This is a genomic window from Actinomadura sp. HBU206391 (genome assembly GCF_014323665.1).
In the GTDB taxonomy this organism is placed as follows: Bacteria; Actinomycetota; Actinomycetes; order Streptosporangiales; family Streptosporangiaceae; genus Actinomadura_C.
Genome location: NZ_JABVEB010000095.1, coordinates 1 through 22,699, shown reverse-complemented (window position 1 = coordinate 22,699; position 22,699 = coordinate 1). Strand labels below are relative to the sequence as shown.

The following is a 22,699-nucleotide window of genomic DNA, read 5'->3' as shown; positions in this document are numbered from 1 at the left end:
ACCGGAATGTCGGTGGCCGGCAGGCGCGTGAATTCGGCCGTCGGGCGGTTATGCGCGTCGGCCGTCTGGCAAGTTTACGGGAGAGACCCCCCAAGCGCCGAATCGCCGCGTTTTCCCTTGCGTCGGCGGCGCAGGGGAAACCGGCGCCCGCCCGGCCTTTGCCAAGGTTTTCCACAGATGAGCCGGGGGTCTGGCGACCGGCCGGTCCGGACGGCCAGGCTGGCGGGCATGACCCCGCTGGCGTGGTTACTCGCCTCGACGACCCTCTGCGCCTCCCCCGGGCCGCCGTACGAGGGGCCGTGGCGATGGCCCTTGGCCCCCGTTCCCAGGGTCCTACGCGCGTTCGAGGCTCCTCCGGAACCCTGGGCGGCCGGGCACCGCGGCGTCGACCTCGTGGCCCGTCCCGGCCAGACGGTGTACGCGGCGGGCGGGGGCCGGGTGACCTACGCGGCTCGCCTCGCGGGCCGCGGTGTGATCGTCATCTCGCACGGCGAGCTCCGGACGACCTATCTGCCCGTACGCGCGTCGGTGCGCGCGGGCGGAGAGATCAGGGCGGGCGGGCGGATCGGGACCGTGGAGTCCCGCGCTGTGCACTGCGGCCAGGCGCCATGCCTGCATTGGGGCCTCCTGCGCGGCCCGGCCTACGTCGACCCGCTGTCGCTGCTCGGCGCCGGCCGCATCCGGCTGCTCCCGGTGTGGGGAGTCCCGCCCCCGCAGGCGGATCCGCCCGTCCGCCGGCCGGCGCAGCGCCCCCTGCCCCTGACCACCCCGCCAAAGACCCCACACCCGCCACGAGCCGCGCGCCTGCGGGAGAGCGCGGCCCCGCGCCGCGACCCGTCCGTGGGGGCCGCCCCGCCCGCCCGGCACCTCCCGCTCGTAGGGGCCGCGAGCGGCGCGGCGGCATTGGCGATCGCCTCCGCCCGCGCACCACGCAAGACCCGCCGCCCCACTCCCCCGTGATCACGCAATTGTTCGCGGGGGTTCTCAGGCGCGGGGGTGGGCCTGGCGGTAGGTCTGCTTGAGTCGCTCGGCGGACACGTGCGTGTAGAGCTGTGTGGTCTGCAGCGAGGCGTGTCCGAGGATCTCCTGCACGGTCCGCAGGTCGGCGCCCCCTTCGAGGAGGTGCGTGGCGGCGCTGTGCCGCAGCCCGTGCGGGCCGAGGTCGGGCACGTCGCCGACCTCCGCGATGCGGGCGTGCACGAGCCGCCGGGCGCTCGTGGGGTGCAGCCGCCCGCCGCGGGCCCCCAGGAACAGCGCCGGCCCGCTCCGCTCATTCGCCAGGGCCGGTCGGCCGCGGCTCAGCCAGTCGTCGACCGCGCGCACCGCTGGATCTCCCACCGGTACGGTCCGCTCCTTGCCGCCCTTGCCGAGCACCCGGGCGGTACGGCGCTCGCGGTCGAGATCGTCGACGTCGAGGCCGCACAGCTCGCTGACCCTGATCCCGGTGGCGTACAGCACCTCGAGCACCGCCTGGTCCCGCAGATCGCAGGCGTCCCCGGTCCCGCCGTCGCGATCTTTCGCGGGCGCGTCGAGCAGCGTGGCGGCCTCGCTCTGGCGCAGCACCTTCGGCAGGTCGCGCGTCCGCTTCGGCGTGCCGAGCAGCGGCCCCGGGTCCCGCCCGAGGATGCCCCGCCGGTGGGCGTACGCCGTGAAGGTGCGGACGGCCGCGGTACGGCGGGCCAGCGTCGCGCGAGCCTTCCCGTACGCGTGCTGGTGGGCCAGCCAGGCCCGGACGAGTGGCACGTCGAGGTCACCGGGATCGGCCACCCCGGTCTCGGCTGCGTGGCCCAGGAGATCGGTGACGTCCCCGAGATACGCGCGGACGGTGTGCGGGGACAGGCCTCGTTCCGCCCGCAGGTGCCGTTCGAAGTCCGCCAGGGCCGCGCTGAGCGCCGTCGGCAGAGGCGAGGGTCCAGAGGGTTCACCCATGGGTCCAAGTTATCCACAGAACGCCGCTCGGCTCACCACCCGCGACACGGGCGAGGCACTGTCAGAGTCCGGAGGTGACGCGGATGAGACCCCCAGTGAACCGCCGGCCGGCCGACGGCCGGCCCGCCAACCGCAAGGACTCGCTCGGCCGCCGAGGCGAGCAGATCGCCGCCCGCTATGTGACCACCCACCTCGGCTGGACCATCCTCGACCGCAACTGGCGCTGCCCGGACGGCGAGCTCGACCTCGTGGCGTTCGACGGCCTCCTGCATGTCGTGTGCGAGGTCAAGACCCGGTCCGGCCTCGGCTACGGCGGACCGGTAGAGGCGATCACAACGGTCAAGGCCGCGCGGCTGAGGCGGCTCGCCGGGCGCTGGGCCGAGCAGCACGGGGTGCGCGCCGACGCGATCCGCATCGACGCCATCGGTCTGGTCGGGGACGGCCACGGCGGCTTCACGATCGATCACGTGCGGGAGGTGTGCTGAGATGGCCCTGGCCAAGACGCGTTCCGTCGCACTGGTCGGCATCGACGGGTTCGTCGTCGACGTCGAGGCCGCGATCACCAGCGGCGTCCCCGGCCTGCACTTGGTCGGGCTGCCCGACGCGGCGCTCAGCGAGGCGCGCGACCGCGTCCGCGCGGCGATCCTCAATTCCGGCGAGCAGTGGCCCCAGCGGCATATCACCGTGAGTCTCTGCCCGGCGAGCCTGCCCAAGCGCGGGTCGAGCTTCGATCTGTCCATCGCGATCAGCGTGCTCGGGGCGGCCGAAGCCGTCTCCCCGGCCGTGTGCGCACGCCTCGTGATGATCGGCGAGCTGGGTCTGGACGGCAGGGTGCACGCGGTGCCCGGCGTGCTGCCGGCCATCCTCGGCGCCGCGGAGGCGGGCTTCACCAGCGTCGTCGTGCCCAAGGCCAACGGCGCCGAGGCGTCGCTGGTGCCGGGGGTCAAGGTGATCCCGGTGGGCACGCTCCGCGCGCTGATGGCCTACCTGCGCGACGAGCCCCCTCCGGTGGAGGAGGACGAGGACGATGCGCCGATGCCGGCGTCCCCGGACGGCTACGCCGCCCGATCGCGCCCGCGGCACGGCGCCATCGATCTGTCCGACGTACGCGGCCAGGGCGACGCCCGCCGGGCACTGGAGATCAGCGCTGCCGGCGGTCACCACCTGTGGCTGTCCGGGCCTCCCGGCTGCGGCAAGACCATGCTGGCCGAGCGCCTGCCCACGCTGCTGCCGCCGCTGGAGCGCAGCGCGGCGCTGGAGGTCACCACGATCCATTCGGTGGCGGGAACGCTGCCGTCAGGGCAGCCGCTCATCACCGAGCCGCCCTTCTACGCGCCACACCACACGGCCACCCGAGCCGCGATGATCGGCGGCGGCAGCCACCGTGCGCTCCGGCCAGGGGCGGCGTCACTGGCCCACCAGGGCGTGCTGTTCCTCGACGAGGCGCCCGAGTTCGCCACCGGGGTCCTCGACGCGCTGCGCCAGCCGCTCGAGGACGGCGCGGTGACGATCGCTCGGGCCGAGGCGACCGCCCGGTTTCCGGCCCGCTTCACCCTGGTGCTCGCCGCCAATCCCTGCCCGTGCGCGGCGGCGAAGGCGCTCGACTGCCTCTGCACTCCGGCGGTGCGCAGCAGATACCTGGGCCGCATCTCCGGCCCGCTCCTCGACCGGGTCGATCTCAAGCTCGAACTCGAGGCCGCCACCCGGGCCGAGTTGCGCTACGACCTCGAGCTGGCCGAGCCCAGCGAAGTGGTGGCCGAGAGGGTGCTCCTCGCGCGGGAACGAGCGGCCAAACGGCTGGCCGGCACGCCCTGGCGGGCCAACTCCGACGTCCCCGGCCCGGAACTGCGCCGGAGTCTGGCGCTCCCGGCCGAGTCGATGTGGCCGGTGGACAAGGCGCTCACCGAGGGCACCCTCAGTGCCCGCGGCATGCACCGGGTGCTGCGGGTGGCGTGGACCATCGCCGATCTCGGCGGCCGTGACGCCCCCGCCGACCACGACGTCAGTGAGGCCTTGGAACTGTGGAAGGGGAAAAGATCATGACTGTTCCTGACGACGAACGTTTCGCCCGTGCGACGCTCTGCCACATCGCCGAGCCATGCGACCGGTTACTCGGCCGCATGGTCCAGCGATTCGGCGCAGTGGGCGCGCTCGACGCCATACGGGCCGGGCAGGCCCCGCCGGGATTCGTCTCGGGCGAGCCCGAGAGCCGGAGGCTGGACGAGCACATGGCCTGGTGGCGGGTGCGGCTGCCTTCCGCTGATCCCGAGGCCGATCTCACCGTGTGCGCGAAGCTGGGCGGGCGGATGATCTGCCCGGGCGAGCCCGAATGGCCGACCCAGCTCGACGCTCTGCGGGATCGGGTGCCCTACGCCCTGTGGCTGCGAGGGCCCGCCGACCTGCGCTACACCTGCCTGCGCTCGATCGCCATGGTCGGAGCACGCGCCGCGACGTCCTACGGCACCCGGGTGGCCGCCGACATGAGCGCCGAACTGGCCGACCTCGGCTGCACCGTCGTCAGCGGCGGCGCCCTCGGGATCGACGCCGCCGCCCACCGGGGCGCGCTGGCCGCGGGCGGCACGACCGTGGCGGTACTCGCCAACGGCGTGGACCGGTCCTACCCGCCTCGCAACGACGGGCTCCTCGCCGAGATCGCGCAGACCTCGCTGGTGGTGAGCGAGTGGCCACCGGGCACCTCACCCACCAGACTGCGGTTCCTCGTGCGCAACCGGGTCATCGCGGCGCTGACCAAGGGGACCGTCGTCGTGGAGGCCGACATCCGCAGCGGCGCGCTCAACACCGCGAAGTTCGCCCGGGAGCTGAACCGTCCGGTCATGGCGGTGCCCGGACCGGTGAGCTCCGTGGTGTCCCGAGGCTGTCACCGGTGGCTGCGGGACGGCATCGCGACCTGCGTGTCCAGTGCCGCGGAGGTGATGGACACGGTGGGACGCATCGGGGACGACCTGGCCCCCGAACCGCGCGGTCCCGTGCTGCCTCGCGATGAGCTCGAACCGGTGACGAGGCGGGTCCTGGAGGCCGTTCCGGGCCGTGGCGCGGCCGGTTCCGCCCAGATCGCGGTACGAGCGGGCGTCGATCTCGACACCGCCAGGAGCAGGCTCGGGCTGCTGTCCGCGGCCGGCTTCATCGAACGCCGTGGACAGGGCTGGCGACTGCCCCGGGCCCCACGGAAGGGAAGCCCGTGAACCGGCGCGGCGGACCGCTAGTTGCGGGGCAGCTCCAGATCGCTCTTGGCCAGCTCCTCGACATTGACGTCCTTGAACGTGACCACCCGGACGTTCTTGACGAATCTCGCCGGGCGGTACATGTCCCACACCCAGGCGTCCTGCATCGTCACCTCGAAGAACACCTCTCCGTCGGCCGTGCGCACCTGCAGGTCCACCGAGTTCGTGAGGTAGAACCGCCGCTCGGTCTCGACCACGTAGGTGAAGAGCCCGACCACGTCCCGGTACTCGCGATAGAGCTGCAGCTCCATCTCGGTCTCGTACTTTTCGAGATCTTCCGCACTCATAGCCGCACTCCCTCCCCGACCTCTGTCTCATTGTTCCGCATCTCGGCCTCTCCCGCGCTTGATGTGACCGCGCCCGGCCGTGCCGCCCGCATCATCACGCGAGCGACGTTGACAAAGGACGAACGGTGCTCGGCACAAGGCCCGTGCGCCGCCAGGGCGGCGGAGTGCTCGCGCGTGATGTAGCCCTTGTGGACGTCGAAACCGTACGCCGGATAGCGCTCGTGCAGTGCCACCATGAGCCGGTCCCTGGTGACCTTGGCGATCACGGATGCGGCCGCCACGCACGCGGCGACCTGATCGCCTTTGGGCACCGCCAGCGCGGGGACGCCGAGCCCCGGCACCGGGAAGCCGTCGCTCAGCACATAGGCGGGGCGGGTCTCCAGTGCGGCCAGAGCTCGCCGCATCCCGGCGATGTTGCACCGGTGAAGCCCGATCCGGTCGATGTCGCCACACGGGATGATCATCGCGCTCCATGCCTCGGCTCGCGCGACGATCTCGGTGTAGATCTCCTCTCTGCGGCGAGGTGTGAGGAGCTTGGAGTCGGCGAGGCCCTCGATCAGCCCACGTCGTCCGCCGGGCAGGATCACGGCACCGACGACGAGCGGCCCGGCGCAGGCCCCGCGACCGGCCTCGTCGACGCCGGCCACCGGGCTGAAACCGCCGTGCTCCAGCGCGCGCTCGTAGGCGTAAAGGCCCGCGTCCCTGCGTGGTGTGAACCGCACGGGACGGACGAGGCGCCTGAGATTGGTCATGGCCGGCACCCGGCGTCATCGCCCTCGAAACTCACGTTTCGAGCGTACGACGTGCCGGGGACAGAGCGAACCGAAACCGGTCAGCCGGTGGCCTTGCGGCGCCGGCGGCGGAGCCTCAGCCGCCGGTTGGCCCAGGTGAGCGGAATCGCGCCGATCAGCCCGGCCGCCAGCGGAGTGGCGGGCAACACGGCGTTGGCCACGGCAAGCCCCGGCTGCTGGAAGGTCTCGGGGATCGGCAGGACACTGGCCCGCCTGATCGGCCAGACGATGACGAACGCGCGGCCGATCACCCTGCTCTCCGGGATCGAGCCGCCGCCCACATCGCCCGAGTGCTGCCGCGAGTCATACGAGACCTCACGATGATCGCCCATGACCCAGAGCCGTCCCTCTGGGACGGTGAAGTCGAACTCCTTCTCCGAAGGCCTGTTCTGCAGCCCGCTGACCGGATCGGTGAAGAGGTACCTACTTTCGTAGATCGCCATCCCGTTGACCGTCACCCGGCCCTGCGTGTCACAGCACTTCACCCGGTCGCCGGGAACACCGATGACCCGCTTGATGTAGTCCTTCTCGCCCGGCACCACACCGAATGCGCGGCCGACGGCCGCGAAGGCCTTCGACACGGGGTTGCTCGGCTCCTGGACCTGAACCTCGGGGTCCCACGAGTCCAGTCCGTTGAAGACCACGACGTCGCCGCGGTGGATGTCGCGCATGTGATAAACGATCTTGCTGACCAGGACCCGGTCGCCGATCTGCAGCGTGTTCTCCATCGACGCCGACGGGATGTAGAAGGCCTGGACGGCGAAGGCCTTGATGATGAGCGCGAGCACCAGAGCCACCCCGACCAGCACGGGCAGCTCCTTCCAGAAGGAGCCCTGCTTCTTTCTGTCCCTCGCGGGCCGCTTGCCGGCTCGCCGCCCATCGCCGTACGCGAAACCATCGGGATCGGCGGCACCATCGGGATCGGCGGCCTTGTTCTCGTCGGGCACCGTGCCCTCGGCCTCGGAACGCACATCTCTCCGATCGTCCTGGGACGGCTCTGGGGCGGCACCGGCACGTGTGGATGCCGGGTCTCCCACGCCCTGGTCGTCGTCAGTCATCAGGTTGAGCCTATAGGCGACCGGCGGTCACGGCGCCGTGCCGCGGCGTGTGTCGTACCGAATGCGATCACAACACGTCGACGGGTCGGAGCCGGTAGGGGGCTCTCACCGGACGACGCAGGGGGCTCTCACCGGACGACGCCCTCTCGACAACCGCCCCGGCGTGTCCTGAGACGCACCGGGGCAGCAGTCGTGGCGAGGGAGCGGAACGAAGCGCGCGCACACATCCGCGGCTCAGTTGTCGCGCTTCTCCTTGATGCGCGCCGCCTTGCCGCGCAGGTTGCGCAGGTAGTAGAGCTTGGCCCGCCGCACGTCACCGCGGGTGACGATCTCGATCTTGTCGATCGAAGGGCTGTTCAGCGGGAAGGTGCGCTCCACGCCGACGCTGTAGCTGATCTTGCGGACCGTGAAGGTCTCCCGGGCTCCGCCGCCCTGACGCCGGATCACCACGCCCTGGAAGACCTGGATCCGGCTCCGGTTGCCCTCGGTGACGCGAACGTGCACCTTCAGCGTGTCGCCCGGGCGGAAAGCCGGGACGTCGGCACGCATCGCGGCCTTCTCGATCTCCTGGATCAGGGTGTGCATGACTGCGGTTCCTCTGCGGTTCCTCACGGCCAAACGCGCCAGGCTGACGGCAGCGCCGACCGCGCGAGTGGGGACTGGGAAGTCGTGACTTGCTCAGCATCGAGCCGAGCGACGCCCTAGCTTACCGTAGGTTCGCCGTCCACCGGAAAACCGGCCGAATCGAGAACCCTACGGTCGTTTGCGTCGAGCGTATCGGGATCCATCCGGGCCGCAAGTTCCGGTCTGTTCGCGACGGTCCGGCGCAGCGCCTGATCACGCCGCCAGCGCGCGATCGCACCGTGGTCACCGGACAACAGGATCTCGGGTACCGCCCGATCCCGCCAGACGGGGGGCTTGGTGTAGACGGGGCCCTCGACCAGGGCCTCCATCGCGCCGGGGGCGAAGGAGTCGTCGGTGACCGAATCGGCGTTGCCGAGAACGCCCGGCAGCAGCCGGCTGACCGCCTCGACGATGACGAGCACCGCCACCTCGCCGCCGGCGAGTACGTAGTCGCCGATGCCGACCTCGTCGACGGGCATCCGCTGGCGGGCCTCCTCGACGACCCGGGAGTCGATCCCCTCGTACCGGCCGCACGCGAACACCAGCCACGGCTCGGCCGCGAAGGCCGTCGCCTGTGCCTGGGTGAACGGGCGCCCGCTCGGTGTGGGCACCACCAGCCGGGGTACCGCCGCCCCCGGCTCGGGCGGGGCTATCGCGTCGAGCGCCTCGCCCCACGGCTCGGGCTTCATGACCATGCCGGGACCCCCGCCGTACGGGGTGTCGTCCACGGTGCGGTGCCGATCGTGGGTCCAGTCCCGCAGATCGTGCACGCGGACGTCGACGACCCCGCGCCGCCGCGCCTTGCCGAGTAGCGAGACGTCCAGCGGGGCGAAGTACTCAGGAAAGATCGAAACGATATCGATGCGCATCGCGCGAGGCCTAATCTTCGATGAGGCCGGGCGGAGGGTCGATGATGAGCCGGCCGGCCGCCACGTCGACCTCGGGAACGAGCTCGGCGACGAAGGGCACGAGGGCCTCATCGCCTCCCGGGCGGTCGATGACGAGCAGATCCTGACCACCGTGCCGCACCTCGGTGACGGTGCCGACCTCGTCTCCGCTCACCGTGACGACGTTCAGTCCGATGAGTTCCTGGTCGTGGAACTCGTCGGGATCGTCGCTCGGCGGGATGTCGGCGTAGTCGACGACCAGCCAGGTGCCCCGCAGTTCCTCGGCCTCGTCACGGCCGTCCACTCCGGCGAAATGCAGGAGAAGCCGTCCGGAGTGCCATCTGGCCCGCTCGACGACGAGCGGGCCGACCTGCTCGGGTTCCGTGGCGAGCGCGACTCCCGGCGCGAACCGGGAGTCGGGGTCGTCGGTGCGAACCTCGACCGTGACCTCGCCACGGATCCCGTGCGGCCGTCCTATGCGGCCCACAACCAGCGTTTTCATGAGATACGCCGGTCAGCGGACCTCGTTGACGTCGAGCAGATCCACGCGCACGTAACGGTCGCCGGAAAGGGCGCCCATCACGGTGCGGAGAGCCTTCGCGGTTCGCCCGCTCCGGCCGATGACCTTGCCGAGGTCCTCGGGGTGCACTCGCACCTCCAGGACCCGGCCACCTTTGATCCTGCGGGCGCGAACCCGGACGTCGTCCGGATGCTCGACGATGCCCCGGACCAGGTGCTCGAGCGCTTCTTCGAGCACCTTAGGCCTCGCTCTTGGCTTCGGTGGTCTCCTCTGCCTTCGCCTCAGCCTTCGCCTCGGTCTCGGGCTTGGCCTTCGCCTCAGGCTTGGTGTCGGGCTTGGCCTTCTTCGGCTCGGCCTTCTTCTTGGACTTCGGCGTCGTAGCGGCGCCACCGTCCTTCAGGGACTCCTTGGCGGCGGCATCGAAGATGGCCTTCTTGTCGGCCTTGGGCTCGGCCGTCTTGAGCCTGCCCTCGGCGCCCGGCAGGCCCTTGAACTTCTGCCAGTCGCCGGTGACCTTCAGGATGCTGAGTACCGGCTCGGTCGGCTGCGCGCCGACGCCGAGCCAGTACTGTGCCCGCTCGGAGTCCACCTCGATGAGAGAGGGGTGCTCCTTCGGGTGGTACCGGCCGATCTCCTCGATCGCCCGCCCGTCACGCTTGGTGCGGGCATCGGCGACGATGATCCGGTACTGCGGGTTCCGGATCTTCCCCAGACGCTTGAGCTTAATCTTGACTGCCACGGGTGTGGTGTTCTCCAGATTCGACATGGGTGAGCGAACCGCCCCAGGTGGGGACCGGCGCGTGCCGCTCGGATGAACTCCGGCGCGATCAGGGGTGAGAGGGCACCTGACGCTCCGGGTTTCCAGCCTGTCATTGTGCCAGACGATTCGCGCCGAGTAGTAATTCGGCACCGCGATCGCGCGAGAAATGCCACATTCCTTACGCGATCGGGGGGCTACTTCTTCTTACGCGACTGCAGATCGCCCAGATCGGGCATCTGGAAACCGGGGGGAAGCTGGCCGGGCATGCCTCCCGGAAGACCGCCGCCCAGGCCCGGCGGCAGGGCCTGCGGAGCCTCGCGCTCACCGCTCTGCTGCGCGGCCGCGGCGCGTTTACGCGGGTCACCGCTGCGCGGCTGCTTCTTCTTGCCCTTCTTGCCCTTGGCCGCACCCTTGCGCCGGGTTCCCGGCATGCCGGGGATGCCCATGCCTCCGGCCATCTGGCGCATCATCTTCTGTGCGTCGAAGAAGCGGGTGACCAGGCTGCTGACCTCGCCGACACTGACCCCGGAACCACGGGCGATTCGCGCCCGCCTCGAGCCATTGAGGATCTTGGGATTATCGCGTTCGCCGGGGGTCATGGAGCGAATGATCGCCGCGACCCGGTCGAGGTCCTTGTCGTCGATCTGGTCGATCTGCTGCCGCATCTGGCCCATGCCGGGCAGCATGCCGAGCAGATTGCCGATCGGGCCGAGCTTGCGGATCATCATCATCTGCTCGAGGAAGTCCTCGAGCGTGAAGCTCTCCCCCGAGGCGAACTTCGTCGTCATCTTGGCGGCCTGGTCGGCGTCGAACGCCTTCTCGGCCTGCTCGATCAGAGTGAGGACGTCGCCCATGTCGAGGATCCGGCCGGCCATCCGGTCGGGATGGAAGACGTCGAAGTCCTCGAGCTTCTCACCGGTGGAGGCGAACATGATCGGCCGGCCGGTGACGTGCCGTACCGACAGCGCGGCGCCACCGCGGGCGTCGCCGTCGAGCTTGGTGAGGACGACCCCGTCGAACCCGACCCCGTCGAGGAAGGCCTGGGCGGTGGTGACCGCGTCCTGGCCGATCATGGCGTCGACCACGAAGAGGATCTCGTCCGGGCGGACGGCGTCGCGGATGTCGGCCGCCTGCCCCATCATCTCGGCGTCGATGCCGAGCCGGCCGGCGGTGTCGATGACGACGATGTCGTGCTGGGCGTGCCGGGCGTGATCGATGGAGCGCCGGGCCACCTGCACCGGGTCGCCGACGCCGTTGCCGGGCTCGGGCGCGAATACCGCCACGCCGGCCCGCTCGCCGAGCACCTGGATCTGCTGCACCGCGTTGGGACGCTGCAGGTCCGCGGCCACGAGCAGTGGCGCATGTCCCTCGGCCTTGAGCCAACGCGCGAGCTTGCCGGCGAGGGTGGTCTTACCGGCACCCTGCAGACCCGCGAGCATGATCACGGTGGGCGCGGTCTTGGCGAACCGGATTCGCCGGGTCTCGCCGCCGAGGATCTCGATGAGCTCCTCGTTGACGATCTTCACGACCTGTTGCGCGGGGTTGAGCGCCTGCGCGACCTCGGCGCCGGCTGATCGCTCCTTGATCCGGGCGATGAAGTCCTTGACGACGGGCAGTGCCACGTCGGCCTCGAGCAGCGCGACACGGATCTCCCGCGCCGTCGCGTTGATGTCCGCCTCGGACAGCTTGCCCTTGCTGCGCAGCGACGTGAAGACCGACGTCAGTCGGTCTGAAAGCGTCTCGAACACGTGTCTCGACCAGTCCTCAGGAGCTTCGGGGATCGACCCCCAAGGCTATCCGGTTCATACGGCTCCTGGTCGCGCCGAGACCGATAATGCGAGGATCGCCCCACATGTGACCCTCAAGACACGGGCTCAGGCCCTCCCTCAGCGGTCGCCGCCACGGGTCGGTGGCCCTGATCAGCGGCCCGAGCCGGCCGCACGACGCAGCGGCCGATCAGCGGCCCGACCAGCGGTACGGGTCAGCGGAGCGCCTTGAGGATGCGCTGGCGCACGGCGTCGAGAGCGGCGGTATCGCCGATCGGGGCTCCGTCCGCGCCGACCACGTAGAACACGTCCACGGCGTTCGCGCCGAGCGTGTCCACCTGAGCGGCGCGAACCTGCAGTCCGCAGGCGCCGATGGCCTGCCCGATCTGCCACAGCAGTCCGGGCCGGTCGTGTGCCCGCACCTCGATGACGGTGGCCGTGTTCGAGGCGTCGTCGACGATCGTCACCCGTGGCGGCGGCACCGCGACCCCCGGCCGGACCCTCGCCGCGCCGGCGCGGCGCTCCAGCCGGGCGGCGACGTCCAGCCGGTCGGCCAGGACCCGCCGGAGGTCGGCCTCCAGCACGGCCGGGTCGGGCGGATTGCCGTACTCCGGCACCGCGGTGAACTCGATCATGGCGGTCAGCCCGTCTCCGCCCAGCGTGGGCAGCACACCCCGGGCCGTACGGACCGCCAGCCGGTGCAGCGCGAGCACACCGGCCGCACGCCACAACAGGCCCGGCCGGTCGGGGGCCACCACGGTGACCCTCGTTCCCACGACCCGAACGGCGCCTCCCCCGTGCCTGGCGAGGGCGAGCTGTTCGGCGCTGGGCTCCGGCGCTCTGGGCACCGCCCGGCCCGCGAGCGCGGCGGTCACGCGGCGTACGAGTTCGGCGACGAGACCGGCCTTCCAGCCGCCCCACGCGGCGGGTCCCGTGGCCAGGCCGTCCGCGATCGAGAGAGCGGCCAGCAGCTCCAGCACCTCGTGGCCGCCCACCGTGTCGGCCACGCCTCTGATCGTGACGGGGTCGTCGAGATCACGCCGGGTGGCCGTGTCGGGCAGCAGCAGATGGTGGCGTACCAGCGCCTCCAGCACGTCGACGTCGCGTTCGTCGAAGCCCATCCGGGCGCCCATGTCCCGGGCCACCACGGCCCCGCCACGTGAGTGGTCGCCGGGCCAGCCCTTGCCGATGTCGTGCAACAGCGCGCCGACCAGCAGCAGGTCGGGGCGGGCCACCTCGCGGGTGAGCGCGGCGGCTCCGGCCGCGGTCTCGACCAGGTGCCGGTCGACGGTGAAGCGGTGTACGGGATTGCGCTGCGGGCGGTTGCGCACGCGCTCCCAGTCGGGCAGCAGCCGCGTGATCATTCCGGCCTGGTCCAGAGCCTCCCAGACGGGGATGGCCGAGGGTCCCGCGCCGAGGAGCGCGACCAGGGCGTCACGGGCCTCGGCGGGCCAGGGCACCGGCATGGGCGCAACGCACTCGGCCAGCCGGTCCACCGTGGCAGGGGCCAGGGGCAGCCCGGCCTGTGCCGCCGCGGCCGCGATGCGCAGTACGAGCACCGGATCGGCCGGATCGGCGCCGCGGGCGAGCACGGCCTCGCCGTCGTGCTCCACCACGCCGTCGGCGAGCGGGCGCCGTTCGGTGCGGCCGCGGCCCCGGCTCCTGGCGGCACAGAACCTGTCGACATGCCGCCATACGTGGTCGGCTGCATAGGTGACCGTGCGCGCCGCCTCGGCGATCGTCCGGAGCAGCATGTTGGCGTCGAGCAGACCGAGTGCCCGCGCCACCGCCTCCTGTTCCTGGAGCACCAGCCGGTCGGCCGCCCGGCCGGTGACGTCGTGCAGGGCGTGCCGCGCGTCCAGCAGCAGCCGGTAGGCCGCGCGGACCCGCTCGTCGGGGGCCGGGGCCACCCACGACGCCGCCACGGCCTGCATCACGTGCACGTCCCGCAGGCCGCCGCGTGCCTCCTTGAGATCCGGTTCGAGCAGGAACGCCAGTTCGCCCTGGGTCTCCCAGCGCTGACGGGTCATCGCGGACAGCTCGCCCAGCCGCTGCCGTGCGTCGGCCCTCCAGTCGGCGAGCACGGCAGCGCGGAGCTCGTCGACGAGGGTCTGCTCACCGGCGATGCGGCGTGCGGACATGAGCCCGAGTGCGGCCTTCAGATCCCCCCTGGCCACCGTCCGCGCCTCGTGCACCGTGCGGACGGAATGATCGAGCCGCAGTCCCGAGTCCCAGACCGGGTACCAGATCCGGTCGGCGACGGCGGCCACGTGATGTTCCCAGGTCGGATCGACGCCGGCCGCACCGACCGGCGCGGTCGTCCCTGCCGGGTCCGCCGCGTCGGCGGGGATCGCCCCTCCCCCGGTGGATCGCCCGCGGTGCAGGAGCACCAGGTCGAGGTCGCCGCCCGGCGTGAGGTCCCGGCGGCCATGGCTGCCGACCGCGACCAGGGCCACGCCGGGCTCGGGTCCGAGCAGTCCGGCGAGCCACCGGTCGAGCTCGTCCGCCCGCGTGGCGCGCGCGTCCGCGTACGCCTGCCTGGCGGCGAGCGTGCCCGGCCGCGGACGGTCCGGCGGCCGCAGATCCTGGCCGGTACCGGACGCGACCGCCTCATGGCTCATCGGCTCCCCCAAGAGGTCGGCTGCGATCCGGCCGGGCACGCCCGACGTGTCCTACGTCCCTGAGCCGCCGCCTCAGGTACTCGATGTGCTTCATGTGCCTGCCGGGTGCGCGCGGTGTCGTGAGCGCCCGGATGTGGAGAAGGGCGCCCGGAACCGTGTCGTACGGTTCCGAGCGCCCCGCTCGTCTCACGCCTGCGGCGCTCTCCCCCGAGCACGCCGTCTCTCAGAGGGCTTCTGGGCCGGTCTCACCGGTACGAACCCGGATCACCGTATCGACGGGGACCGCCCAGACCTTGCCGTCACCGATCTTGCCGGTCTGCGCGGCCTTGACGATGACGTCGATGGTGTCCTCGGCGTCCGCGTCATCGACCAGGACCTCGACGCGGAGCTTGGGGACGAGATCGACCTTGTACTCAGCGCCCCGGTAGACCTCGGTGTGACCCTTCTGCCGGCCGTATCCGCTGGCCTCGCTGACGGTCAGACCACGGACCCCGAAGGTCTCCAGCGCGGACTTGACCTCGTCGAGCTTGAACGGCTTGATGATCGCGGTGATCAGCTTCATGCGTCCGCCTCCACCTTCTTGGACGCGCTCTCGGACCCGTCCTCGCCGACCGTATCGCCGGGATCGTCCGCGCTGCTGGAGTCGGTCTCACCGTCGGCGACGGCGGCCTTCCGAATGGGCGGCGGCAGAGAGACCCCGACGCCGGAGTGGATCGTGCCGAAGTCGTAGGCGGTCTCGGCGTGTGCCGCGCTGTCGATGCCGGAGACCTCGTCCTCCGCTTCGGCGCGGAAACCGATGGTCATGTCGATGAGCTTGCCGATCACAAAGGTCATCACGAGCGAGTAGGCCAGCGTCGCGGCGACGCCGACCGCCTGCTTGCCGAGCTGCGTGAGGCCGCCGCCTGCCAGCAGGCCGTCGGCTCCGGCCTCGTTGACGGCCGCCGTGCCGAGGAAGCCGATGAGCAGCGCGCCGAGCACGCCACCGACCAGGTGCACACCGACCACGTCGAGCGAGTCGTCGTAGCCGAACTTGTACTTGAGGCTCACCGCGTAGGCGCAGACCGCACCGGCGATCAGGCCGAGGACGATCGCGCCGATGGGAGTGACGAAGGCGCAGGCGGGGGTGATGGCGACCAGGCCCGCGACCGCGCCGGAGGCGATGCCCAGTGTGGTGGGGCTGCCGTCACGGAACTTCTCCACCATGATCCAGGCGAACGAGGCGGCGGCCGTGGCGACCAGCGTGTTGATGAAGGCGACGGCGGCGACCCCGTTGGCACCGAGCGCGGATCCGGCGTTGAAGCCGAACCAGCCGAACCACAGCAGACCCGCGCCGAGAAGGACGAACGGCAGATTGTGCGGCCGCATCGGATCCTTCGGCCAGCCCTTGCGCCTGCCCAGCACCAGAGCCAGGGCGAGACCGGCGGCACCGGCGTTGATGTGGACCACCGTGCCGCCCGCGAAGTCGAGCGCGCCCAGGTCGAAGAGCCAACCGCCCGAGGCCCAGACCCAGTGGGCGATGGGGATGTAGACGAGCGTCACCCAGATGACGCCGAAGACGACCCACGCGCCGAACTTGGCACGGTCGGCGATCGCTCCGCTGATGAGGGCCACGGTGATGATGGCGAACGTGGCCTGGAAGGCGACGAACACGAGCTGTGGAATGCCCGTGCCGTCGTCGGCGGTCGCCAGGTTCTCGAGACCCACAAGTCCCCAGTCGCCCAGGCCACCAATGATCTTGTTGACGCCGCCCCCGTCGCTGAACGCCAGAGAATAGCCATAGAAGACCCAGACCATGCTCACGGTGGCGATGCTGACGAAGCTCATCATCATCATGTTGAGGACGCTCTTGGCCCGGCTCATGCCCCCGTAGAAGAAGGCCAGACCCGGCGTCATGAGCAGGACGAGCGCTGTGCTCGCCAGCATCCAGGCGGTACTACCGCTGTCGATCTTCATCTCGGAGAGAGCCCCTCCTCGGCACGGAACGTTGATTGCGTTGAGGTTCCGGTGCCGCGGTTTCACCCGAAAGGCCCCTGTGTTTCCAAGGTGTGAAACCCTGCCGCGCTCTGTTGCGAGAATGTTTCAGAAACCTCACGCAGCGCTAATGGCCGCGCCTCCGGCGGGCGGCTCGGGGCTGTGTTCATGGCGCTCGCTCCGCTCGCGCGGCTCGGCGCGCCTTTGAGGCGCTGTCTTCCCTCGTCGCTCCGGTCGCAAGCTCCCTGCGCTCCTCAGTCCAGACAGCGCCGCGCCCCTCGCGGGCCTTCAGGCCAGCGGGGACTCGAGGTCCGGGGAAAGGGGACGCGCTAGTCGCCGAGGATGGCGTCCACGAACGGTTCGGCCTCGAAGGGGGCGAGGTCGTCGGGCCCTTCGCCCAGGCCCACGAGCTTGACCGGCACGCCGAGCTCACGCTGCACGGCGACGACGATGCCGCCCTTGGCCGTGCCGTCGAGTTTGGTGAGCACGATGCCGGTCACGTTGACCACCTCGGCAAAGACTCTGGCCTGCTGAAGGCCGTTCTGCCCGGTGGTCGCGTCGAGCACGAGAAGGACCTCGTCGACCTCCGCCTGCTTCTCCACGACCCGCTTGACCTTGCCCAGCTCGTCCATCAGGCCGGTTTTGGTGTGCAGCCGCCCGGCGGTGTCGACGATCACCGTGTCGACCTTGCTCTCGATGCCCTGCTTGACCGCCTCGAAGGCGACGCTGGCCGGATCGGCGCCCTCGGGGCCGCGGATGACCTCGGCCCCGACCCTGCCGCCCCAGGTGACGAGCTGATCGGCGGCCGCGGCGCGAAAGGTGTCCGCCGCGCCAAGCAGCACGCTGCGGCCGTCTCCGACGAGCACCCGGCCGAGTTTGCCGCAGGTGGTGGTCTTCCCGGTGCCGTTGACCCCGACGACGAGCACGACGGCCGGCCGGGTTCCGTGCGGTCCGGTGTGCAGCGTACGGTCCCAGTCCGCTCCGATCTGCGCGACCAGCTCGGCCTTGAGCAGTGCCCTGACGTCCTCGGGCGTGCGGGTACCGAGCACCTGAACCTTGGTGCGCAGGTCCTCCACGATCTGTCGGGCCGGCGCGACGCCCATGTCGGCGGCGAGCAGCGTGTCCTCGATCTCGTCCCAGGCGTCGTCGTCGAGCGAGTCGCGGGACAGCAGGGTGAGGAGGCTCTTGCCGAAGGTGTTCTGGGACCGGGCCAGCCGCGCCCGGAGTCGTACGAGCCGTCCGGCCGATGGCGGCGGCTTCTCGATCTCCGGTATCGGCATCGTGCCGACCGTTGGTTCGACCGGCCCCACCTCGGCAGGAGGGGCGATCAGATCTTCGTCGGCGACCGTCGTGCCGGCCGGGCGGGTCTCGGTGGCGGTGCCCGCCGGAGTCTCCGTGGGAGGTATGCGGGGCGGCGCCTTACGGCGGCCGGGCCGCAGGAACAGCGCGCCGGCGACGACGGCGACGACGGCTATGAGGGCGATGGCGACAGCGAGGATCACGGGTTCCATAACGTGTCCCAGTCTCCCAGACCGCGAACCCCTCCCCGACAACCCGGGGAGGGCGCGTCAGTCTCCCCGCGGCCGACCGGGCTCGCCCGCCGACAGCGAGTCCCGCTCCGATCGCTCCCACTCCTCGATGTTGCGCAGGAGCGCTTCCAGATAGGACCGCAGGTGTGTCCGGTAGACGTCGCTGAAAGTCCGCAGATAGGCGATCTCCCGCTCCATCTCACGGCGTTCTCCGCCGGAGATCGGTTCCGCAGGAGCGGTCGGAATGGCGCCGGCGGCGGCGGTGGCGGCAGCGGCGGCCTGCTGATGGGCCTCCTCGAGCAGGAGCCCGGCCCGGGACTTGGCGTCGGCGAGGATCTCCTCTCGCTGCAGGCGGGCCTCCTGCGCGACCTCCCGGCTGTACCGCTCGGCGTCCGCGACGTAGTGATCGGCGGTCTGCTGCGCGTGGGTAAGGATCCGGACCGCCTGGAGATGGGCGTCCTCGGGGGGCCACTCCACCGCCGCCACCGCCTCCGAGGCGCTTGCGGAGCCGCGCCACCTCGTTCGACAGTTCGGCCTTCTCGTTGAGCACCTGGACCAGCCCCCGCTCGACCTGACGAGGAAGGCGCGAACCTGGTCCTCGTCATAGCCGCGACGGCCGAGCGGAGCCCGCTGGAACTCCACGGACTGGAGCTCTGCGGGGGTCAGCCCGGGGGCATGCGCTGCTGGCGGAAGGTTGGGGGGGTCAACGGTCACCTCTATGAATCCACGAAGGTTTCCAGCCGGATGCGGTTTCTGGGAAGGCCCAGCTGCGCGAGCCTGTATGCCCGCCCACCAGCGCGAAGTTCTCCTTGAGCCGCTGTGGATCCATCGTGTCCTCTTTCGTCGTCGACTCGAATGAGGGACCCATAGTTGCATGATCCGGACGTTTTCCGACCCGAAGAGCGACGGAAGATCAGGGCGGTCCTTTCACGCGCCGCTCAGGCGGTGAGCGGTACCGGAGGGCCGGGGTCCGGGGAAGAGCGCGACTTCACCGCCGTCTACCGATTTACCGCCTATAGGGTGCATTCGCAGATTGCCACCAAAGGTTCAGGAAGGCATGCGATGTCTGGTCGATCCGCGCTTCGACTCGGCGGGCTGCTCCTCGGCGGCATGCTGACCGCCGCCGGATGCCAGGGGAGTTCCGGTGACGCTCCCGAGAGCGCTCCTAGCACGGTGAGCCCTGGTACGAGTGTCGTCTCGCCGGCACCGGGCGCGACCACCGGCGCGGCCGCGGAGGCCAAGCTGCAACAGGCCCGGCGGGCTCTGCAGACGTTCATGCGGCGCAGCACGGTCGGCGACACCTCCGCCTGCGGTCACGTGGCGCCGAAGAGCGACTTCGAACGGCAGGTTTTCAAAGGTGACTGCCGGGAGGGCGTGAAGGACATGCCGCACTTCATCAAGCCCGACGAACGGCGGGCCCTCGTCACGGTCAGGGTGTCCGGAGGGACCATCGACCCCGCCGGCGAGGTGAGCATCCCGTTCACCAACCTCAGCTGGAGCGATGGGAACATGACGGTCCACACGGTGCAGCCGGTCTTCGTGCTGCGCGAGATGGACGGCATCTGGAAGATCATCCGCTGAGACGCGGGAACGATCAGAGCCGGTACATCTTGATCCAGTCAACCTCCATGGTGGCCGGGACATCCCTGGCGATGCCGTCCGCCGTCTTCGCCCGGTCTTCGGGGAACCAGTCGAGCTGGATCGTCTGACCCATCTCGGCGAGTGGCAGGGCGGCGCGGTCGTCGGTGTGGAACCAGCGTCTCCCGTCGATGAAGCCGGTCAGGTCGCCGCTCGTCCATTCGACCGCGAAATGGTGCCATTCGGTCAGATCGGCCATGACGCGGGCGTGCTTCTGGTGGTCCCTGTCGGGCGGTCCGAAGTGCAGGAAGAAGCTCGCCGTGTCGCGCCTGCCGGAGTCGATGACCTCCATGTAGTCGACCTCGCCCTCTCCCCCCGCAGGAGCGACCCCGCCGCCGCCGTGTACGGGCCACAGCAGGAGCACCGGGTGATAACAGGCGCATCCCCGCGACATCCGGACGCGGGCCTCCCAGCGTCCGGTCTTCTGCGCACCCCGCTTCCACGCCATGGCGCCGGTGGTCCCGTCAGGCCGGCCGGTGATGGTGAGGACGCCTTCGCGGACGCTGACGGCCTCCGGGCTCCGGCGGCCGTTGCCGGCATGTCCGGCCCCGTCGTAGATCTCCCAGGCGGCCCGGTCGACGCCGTCGCCCTGGAAGTCGTCGCGAGCGACGAGATCGGTCCACCCATGGCGTTCGGCGGCCGTCTGCGGGTCATCAGAGGGCGTGGACGGCGCGGCCGGCGTTCGGGCGGGTGGCGGAACGTCCATCCGGTTCGGTGACGTGGACGGCGACCCGCCGGGATGTGAGCACTCGTCGTGGCGACCACGATCGGTGTCCACGTGTCCGGCGGAGGTGGAACCGAGCCGGGGATCCCCTCGCTCCACGGGCAGCGCGGCGCCGATCGCCATGCCCCCGATCAGGAAGGCTCCGGCGGCGACCGCCGCCCGGGAGACAGGGGAAGACGACACGGGGAGAGCTCCTTGCCGAGCGGCGATCCGGCGGCTCCTCGGTCATGGGCCACCCCGCCTTTCCGGTGTATTCGTAAGAACAGTAGATATCCGGAAAGCATGGGCGTAGGGCCATTAGGCCTAAGCTAGGACCCCAACGCACTTGTGCGACCGGCGCAGGTCAACGCCTCAGCGTCTCATCGCTCGGCACCCGGCAGGACGCCGAGCCAGGTCGCGATGGCGGACGCCCGATTCGGCACGCCGAGCTTCGTGTAAATCCGGTTCAGATGATTTTTCACCGTTTTCTCGGTCAAGAACAGCCTAAGCGCGATGTCACGGTTGGTGTGTCCCTGAGTCACCAGGTCCATCACCTCCTCTTCGCGTACCGACAGGCCGAAACGGGTCCGTTCGGCTGTGCGGTCCGACGGGACGGAAACGGCGTCCCGGTTCGACTTGGCCTCGTCGATAAGGGCCGTGACGGCGGCCGGCGACAGCGGATGCGCCTGCTGGTGCACCGTCTCGCGGATCGCCGTGAGCAGTTCGTCCACGGTGAACGTGTCGTGCACGAGATAACCCACGGCGCCGTTGCGGATGGCCGACAGCACGACCTCGGGCTCGTCGATATGGGTCAGCATGATCACTCTGCTGATCTTGCTCAACGCCTGGGCGGCGCTCACCCCGTCGACGCGCGGCATGCGCACGTCGAGCAGAACCACGTCGGGCATCACCTGCCACGCCCGCTCGACGGCATTGCGCCCGTCCCCGGCCTCGGCGACGACGTCCATGTCGCCGCTGGCCTCGAGCAAGGCGGTGAGCCCGGAGCGCACGACGGGGTTGTCGTCCACCACCATCACGCGGTGACGCCCGCCGTCACTCATCGAAGTCTCCTTGCTCTCGTCGCCAGGCCCTTCCTGAGCGGCCCCACCGGTCGCCGCCTGCAGCCGCGTCTCCCGCGCCGGCCGTCGTGGCGCCGTCGTGGAGGGGAAGACTCATCATGATCTCCGAGCCGACGCCCGGCTCCGACCGCACCGACAGATGCCCGCCGACCCGCCGGGCCCGCTCGTGCATGCCCACTATGCCGTAGTGACCGTCACCGGTGAGCCCGTCGAGCCAGTCCTCCCCTCCGTCGCCCGGCACGACGAAGCCTCTGCCGTCGTCGCGCACCCGGACCTCGAGCCGGTCGCCGCACACCGCGAGCCGGACGCTGACACCGGTGGCCCGTGCGTGCTTGCCGACGTTCTCCAGCGCCTCCTTGACCACTGCCACCGCCTCGTGCCGTGCGAGCAACGGCACGTCGGCGTCGGCGATGACCACCGTTCGCGCCGGGACACCGCTCGACCTGCCCCATTTCTCCGCGATCTCACTGATGGCGGTTCCGAGCGGCTGACGCACGGTGTCGATGCGCAGGTCCGCGATGAGCGTGCGCGCCTCGCGCGAGGCCACGATGGCGGCGGACTCGATGCGCTTCGCCTCGGCCTCGGCGCGCTCGGGACACTCACGGACCCAGAGAGGCAGCGCCTTCGCGGACAGGGCGATCCCGGACAGTGTCTTGGTCAGCGAGTCGTGCATCTCGCGGGCCAGCCGGGAGCGCTCGTCGGCGGCGAAGGCCAGGGCCTCCATCCGCCACCGCGTCTCCTCGACCGAGATCTGCTCGTCGAACAGCCTGCGCAGCACGGTGCCGACCAGCGCCGCGGTCGGGTAGAACACCGGCATCGCGAGCAGCAGCGGGAAGGCCGCGGTCGACAGTTCGTCGGAGGTGTCGTTCTGGTGCATGGCGGCGTAGTAGAGGACCGTCTGCTGCAGGCACAGAACCGTGGTCACCCGCCATCTGTAGAGGAGCCCAGCGATGCCGGCCGCCACCACCGTGACCAGGAAGTACGGACCGAAGATGCCGCCCACCTCGAGCACGGCGTAGCCGAGCAGCACGTCGAAGCCGAGCAGGGCCGGATGCCGGAGCAGCAGCGGTACGACCCGTTCCCAGACGGCGAGCACGAGCCCCGACGACACGGCCATCGTCGCGAGGACGGCGAGTGCCGTCGCGTTGCTGCGCACGTTCGCGTCGAACAGGACCGTCACGCCCACGGCAAGGACCCTGAGCTGCATGAGCAGCACGAACGTGATGCCGACCCTGGACTCGGTGGAGCGACTCAGAGCATGCTGCGGCAGATCATCGGAATGGGACGCCGGCGA

General features: G+C 70.5%; 23 protein-coding genes and 1 pseudogene. 5 read left to right on the top strand and 19 right to left on the bottom strand.

Annotation, left to right across the window (positions count from 1 at the left end; all coding sequences use genetic code 11):
* Positions 1–177 precede the first annotated feature (177 nt).
* Entirely contained in the window at positions 178–960 is a 783-nt protein-coding gene (locus HKK72_RS23750; RefSeq protein WP_222721048.1) for a M23 family metallopeptidase, read from the top strand.
* 24 nt (positions 961–984) lie between these two features.
* Here the strand turns inward: HKK72_RS23750 and HKK72_RS23745 are convergent, their stop codons facing one another.
* Positions 985–1,929, bottom strand: coding sequence for a tyrosine recombinase XerC (locus tag HKK72_RS23745; protein ID WP_187236626.1), 945 nt, complete (start codon positions 1,927–1,929; stop codon positions 985–987).
* An 83-nt stretch (positions 1,930–2,012) separates the two neighbouring features.
* Between HKK72_RS23745 and HKK72_RS23740 the strand changes: the two genes are divergently transcribed.
* Genes HKK72_RS23740 through dprA form a run of 3 tightly spaced genes read left to right on the top strand, consistent with a single transcriptional unit; the run spans position 2,013 to position 5,132 of the window.
* Positions 2,013–2,414, top strand: a complete 402-nt coding sequence (locus tag HKK72_RS23740; protein ID WP_187236625.1) for a YraN family protein — start codon at positions 2,013–2,015, stop codon at positions 2,412–2,414.
* Between the two features lies 1 nt (position 2,415).
* Positions 2,416–3,972 carry a YifB family Mg chelatase-like AAA ATPase gene (locus tag HKK72_RS23735; protein ID WP_187236624.1) on the top strand — a complete coding sequence of 519 codons (1,557 nt, stop codon included), beginning with the start codon at positions 2,416–2,418 and terminating at the stop codon, positions 3,970–3,972.
* The gene (gene dprA / locus HKK72_RS23730) at positions 3,969–5,132 is read left to right on the top strand and encodes a DNA-processing protein DprA (RefSeq protein WP_187236623.1); all 1,164 of its coding nucleotides are present in this window, start codon (positions 3,969–3,971) and stop codon (positions 5,130–5,132) included. The genes HKK72_RS23735 and dprA overlap by 4 nt, the downstream gene beginning before the upstream one ends.
* A gap of 17 nt (positions 5,133–5,149) precedes the next feature.
* On the opposite strand, the gene HKK72_RS23725 is transcribed toward dprA, so the two are convergent.
* The 15 genes and pseudogenes from HKK72_RS23725 to HKK72_RS42840 form a co-directional block, all read right to left on the bottom strand.
* A complete protein-coding gene (locus HKK72_RS23725; RefSeq protein WP_187236622.1) occupies positions 5,150–5,458 on the bottom strand; it encodes a DUF2469 domain-containing protein in 309 nt (102 codons plus the stop codon).
* Positions 5,455–6,210, bottom strand: coding sequence for a ribonuclease HII (locus tag HKK72_RS23720; protein WP_187236621.1), 756 nt, complete (start codon positions 6,208–6,210; stop codon positions 5,455–5,457). The genes HKK72_RS23725 and HKK72_RS23720 overlap by 4 nt, the downstream gene beginning before the upstream one ends.
* Positions 6,211–6,290: 80 nt before the next feature.
* Positions 6,291–7,307, bottom strand: a complete 1,017-nt coding sequence (gene lepB, locus HKK72_RS23715; RefSeq protein WP_187236620.1) for a signal peptidase I — start codon at positions 7,305–7,307, stop codon at positions 6,291–6,293.
* A gap of 234 nt (positions 7,308–7,541) precedes the next feature.
* Positions 7,542–7,892 carry a 50S ribosomal protein L19 gene (gene rplS / locus HKK72_RS23710; protein WP_187236619.1) on the bottom strand — a complete coding sequence of 117 codons (351 nt, stop codon included), beginning with the start codon at positions 7,890–7,892 and terminating at the stop codon, positions 7,542–7,544.
* A gap of 116 nt (positions 7,893–8,008) precedes the next feature.
* Positions 8,009–8,800, bottom strand: a complete 792-nt coding sequence (gene trmD / locus HKK72_RS23705) for a tRNA (guanosine(37)-N1)-methyltransferase TrmD (protein ID WP_187236618.1) — start codon at positions 8,798–8,800, stop codon at positions 8,009–8,011.
* A 10-nt stretch (positions 8,801–8,810) separates the two neighbouring features.
* Entirely contained in the window at positions 8,811–9,320 is a 510-nt protein-coding gene (gene rimM / locus HKK72_RS23700) for a ribosome maturation factor RimM (RefSeq protein WP_187236617.1), read from the bottom strand.
* Positions 9,321–9,332: 12 nt separating this feature from the next.
* The gene (locus HKK72_RS23695; RefSeq protein WP_187236616.1) at positions 9,333–9,575 is read right to left on the bottom strand and encodes an RNA-binding protein; all 243 of its coding nucleotides are present in this window, start codon (positions 9,573–9,575) and stop codon (positions 9,333–9,335) included.
* A 1-nt stretch (position 9,576) separates the two neighbouring features.
* On the bottom strand, positions 9,577–10,077 hold the full coding sequence (gene rpsP, locus HKK72_RS23690; protein ID WP_187236615.1) for a 30S ribosomal protein S16: 501 nt from the start codon (positions 10,075–10,077) through the stop codon (positions 9,577–9,579).
* Between the two features lie 215 nt (positions 10,078–10,292).
* On the bottom strand, positions 10,293–11,846 hold the full coding sequence (gene ffh / locus HKK72_RS23685) for a signal recognition particle protein (RefSeq protein ID WP_187236614.1): 1,554 nt from the start codon (positions 11,844–11,846) through the stop codon (positions 10,293–10,295).
* A gap of 233 nt (positions 11,847–12,079) precedes the next feature.
* Positions 12,080–14,485 (bottom strand): [protein-PII] uridylyltransferase, encoded by a 2,406-nt coding sequence (locus tag HKK72_RS23680; RefSeq protein ID WP_187236613.1) that lies wholly within the window; start codon positions 14,483–14,485, stop codon positions 12,080–12,082.
* Positions 14,486–14,708: 223 nt separating this feature from the next.
* The gene (locus HKK72_RS23675) at positions 14,709–15,047 is read right to left on the bottom strand and encodes a P-II family nitrogen regulator (protein WP_187236612.1); all 339 of its coding nucleotides are present in this window, start codon (positions 15,045–15,047) and stop codon (positions 14,709–14,711) included.
* Positions 15,044–16,438, bottom strand: a complete 1,395-nt coding sequence (locus tag HKK72_RS23670; protein WP_187236611.1) for an ammonium transporter — start codon at positions 16,436–16,438, stop codon at positions 15,044–15,046. Before HKK72_RS23670 ends, HKK72_RS23675 begins: the two co-directional genes overlap by 4 nt.
* A 347-nt stretch (positions 16,439–16,785) precedes the next feature.
* Complete coding sequence (gene ftsY / locus HKK72_RS23665) at positions 16,786–17,967, bottom strand: signal recognition particle-docking protein FtsY (RefSeq protein WP_187236610.1); 1,182 nt, start codon at positions 17,965–17,967, stop codon at positions 16,786–16,788.
* A 57-nt stretch (positions 17,968–18,024) separates the two neighbouring features.
* The gene (locus tag HKK72_RS41290; RefSeq protein ID WP_261987116.1) at positions 18,025–18,462 is read right to left on the bottom strand and encodes a hypothetical protein; all 438 of its coding nucleotides are present in this window, start codon (positions 18,460–18,462) and stop codon (positions 18,025–18,027) included.
* A 108-nt stretch (positions 18,463–18,570) separates the two neighbouring features.
* Positions 18,571–18,861 (bottom strand): annotated as a pseudogene (locus HKK72_RS42840) (DivIVA domain-containing protein); the annotation flags it as partial.
* A 186-nt stretch (positions 18,862–19,047) separates the two neighbouring features.
* Between HKK72_RS42840 and HKK72_RS23655 the strand changes: the two are divergent.
* On the top strand, positions 19,048–19,566 hold the full coding sequence (locus tag HKK72_RS23655; RefSeq protein WP_187236608.1) for a hypothetical protein: 519 nt from the start codon (positions 19,048–19,050) through the stop codon (positions 19,564–19,566).
* Positions 19,567–19,579: 13 nt separating this feature from the next.
* Here the strand turns inward: HKK72_RS23655 and HKK72_RS23650 are convergent, their stop codons facing one another.
* The 3 genes from HKK72_RS23650 to HKK72_RS23640 all read right to left on the bottom strand — a co-directional run.
* A complete protein-coding gene (locus HKK72_RS23650; RefSeq protein ID WP_187236607.1) occupies positions 19,580–20,530 on the bottom strand; it encodes a glycoside hydrolase family 16 protein in 951 nt (316 codons plus the stop codon).
* A gap of 176 nt (positions 20,531–20,706) precedes the next feature.
* Positions 20,707–21,387, bottom strand: a complete 681-nt coding sequence (locus HKK72_RS23645) for a response regulator (protein WP_187236606.1) — start codon at positions 21,385–21,387, stop codon at positions 20,707–20,709.
* Positions 21,380–22,699 (bottom strand): sensor histidine kinase (locus tag HKK72_RS23640; protein WP_222721046.1); only part of this gene is annotated, 1,320 nt, incomplete at its 5' end. The genes HKK72_RS23645 and HKK72_RS23640, both read right to left, overlap by 8 nt.

Bases quoted from the DNA above. Each gene is read 5' to 3' on its own strand.
- rimM (WP_187236617.1), bottom strand. From the start codon at position 9,320: ATGAAAACGCTGGTTGTGGGCCGCATAGGACGGCCGCACGGGATCCGT.
- HKK72_RS23745 (WP_187236626.1), bottom strand. From the start codon at position 1,929: ATGGGTGAACCCTCTGGACCCTCGCCTCTGCCGACGGCGCTCAGCGCG.
- HKK72_RS23735 (WP_187236624.1), top strand. From the start codon at position 2,416: ATGGCCCTGGCCAAGACGCGTTCCGTCGCACTGGTCGGCATCGACGGG.
- dprA (WP_187236623.1), top strand. From the start codon at position 3,969: ATGACTGTTCCTGACGACGAACGTTTCGCCCGTGCGACGCTCTGCCAC.
- HKK72_RS23675 (WP_187236612.1), bottom strand. From the start codon at position 15,047: ATGAAGCTGATCACCGCGATCATCAAGCCGTTCAAGCTCGACGAGGTC.
- rplS (WP_187236619.1), bottom strand. From the start codon at position 7,892: ATGCACACCCTGATCCAGGAGATCGAGAAGGCCGCGATGCGTGCCGAC.
- HKK72_RS23655 (WP_187236608.1), top strand. From the start codon at position 19,048: ATGTCTGGTCGATCCGCGCTTCGACTCGGCGGGCTGCTCCTCGGCGGC.
- HKK72_RS23740 (WP_187236625.1), top strand. From the start codon at position 2,013: ATGAGACCCCCAGTGAACCGCCGGCCGGCCGACGGCCGGCCCGCCAAC.
- trmD (WP_187236618.1), bottom strand. From the start codon at position 8,800: ATGCGCATCGATATCGTTTCGATCTTTCCTGAGTACTTCGCCCCGCTG.
- HKK72_RS23725 (WP_187236622.1), bottom strand. From the start codon at position 5,458: ATGAGTGCGGAAGATCTCGAAAAGTACGAGACCGAGATGGAGCTGCAG.
- lepB (WP_187236620.1), bottom strand. From the start codon at position 7,307: ATGACTGACGACGACCAGGGCGTGGGAGACCCGGCATCCACACGTGCC.
- HKK72_RS23720 (WP_187236621.1), bottom strand. From the start codon at position 6,210: ATGACCAATCTCAGGCGCCTCGTCCGTCCCGTGCGGTTCACACCACGC.
- HKK72_RS23670 (WP_187236611.1), bottom strand. From the start codon at position 16,438: ATGAAGATCGACAGCGGTAGTACCGCCTGGATGCTGGCGAGCACAGCG.
- HKK72_RS23645 (WP_187236606.1), bottom strand. From the start codon at position 21,387: ATGAGTGACGGCGGGCGTCACCGCGTGATGGTGGTGGACGACAACCCC.
- ftsY (WP_187236610.1), bottom strand. From the start codon at position 17,967: ATGGAACCCGTGATCCTCGCTGTCGCCATCGCCCTCATAGCCGTCGTC.
- HKK72_RS23750 (WP_222721048.1), top strand. From the start codon at position 178: ATGAGCCGGGGGTCTGGCGACCGGCCGGTCCGGACGGCCAGGCTGGCG.
- HKK72_RS23680 (WP_187236613.1), bottom strand. From the start codon at position 14,485: ATGAGCCATGAGGCGGTCGCGTCCGGTACCGGCCAGGATCTGCGGCCG.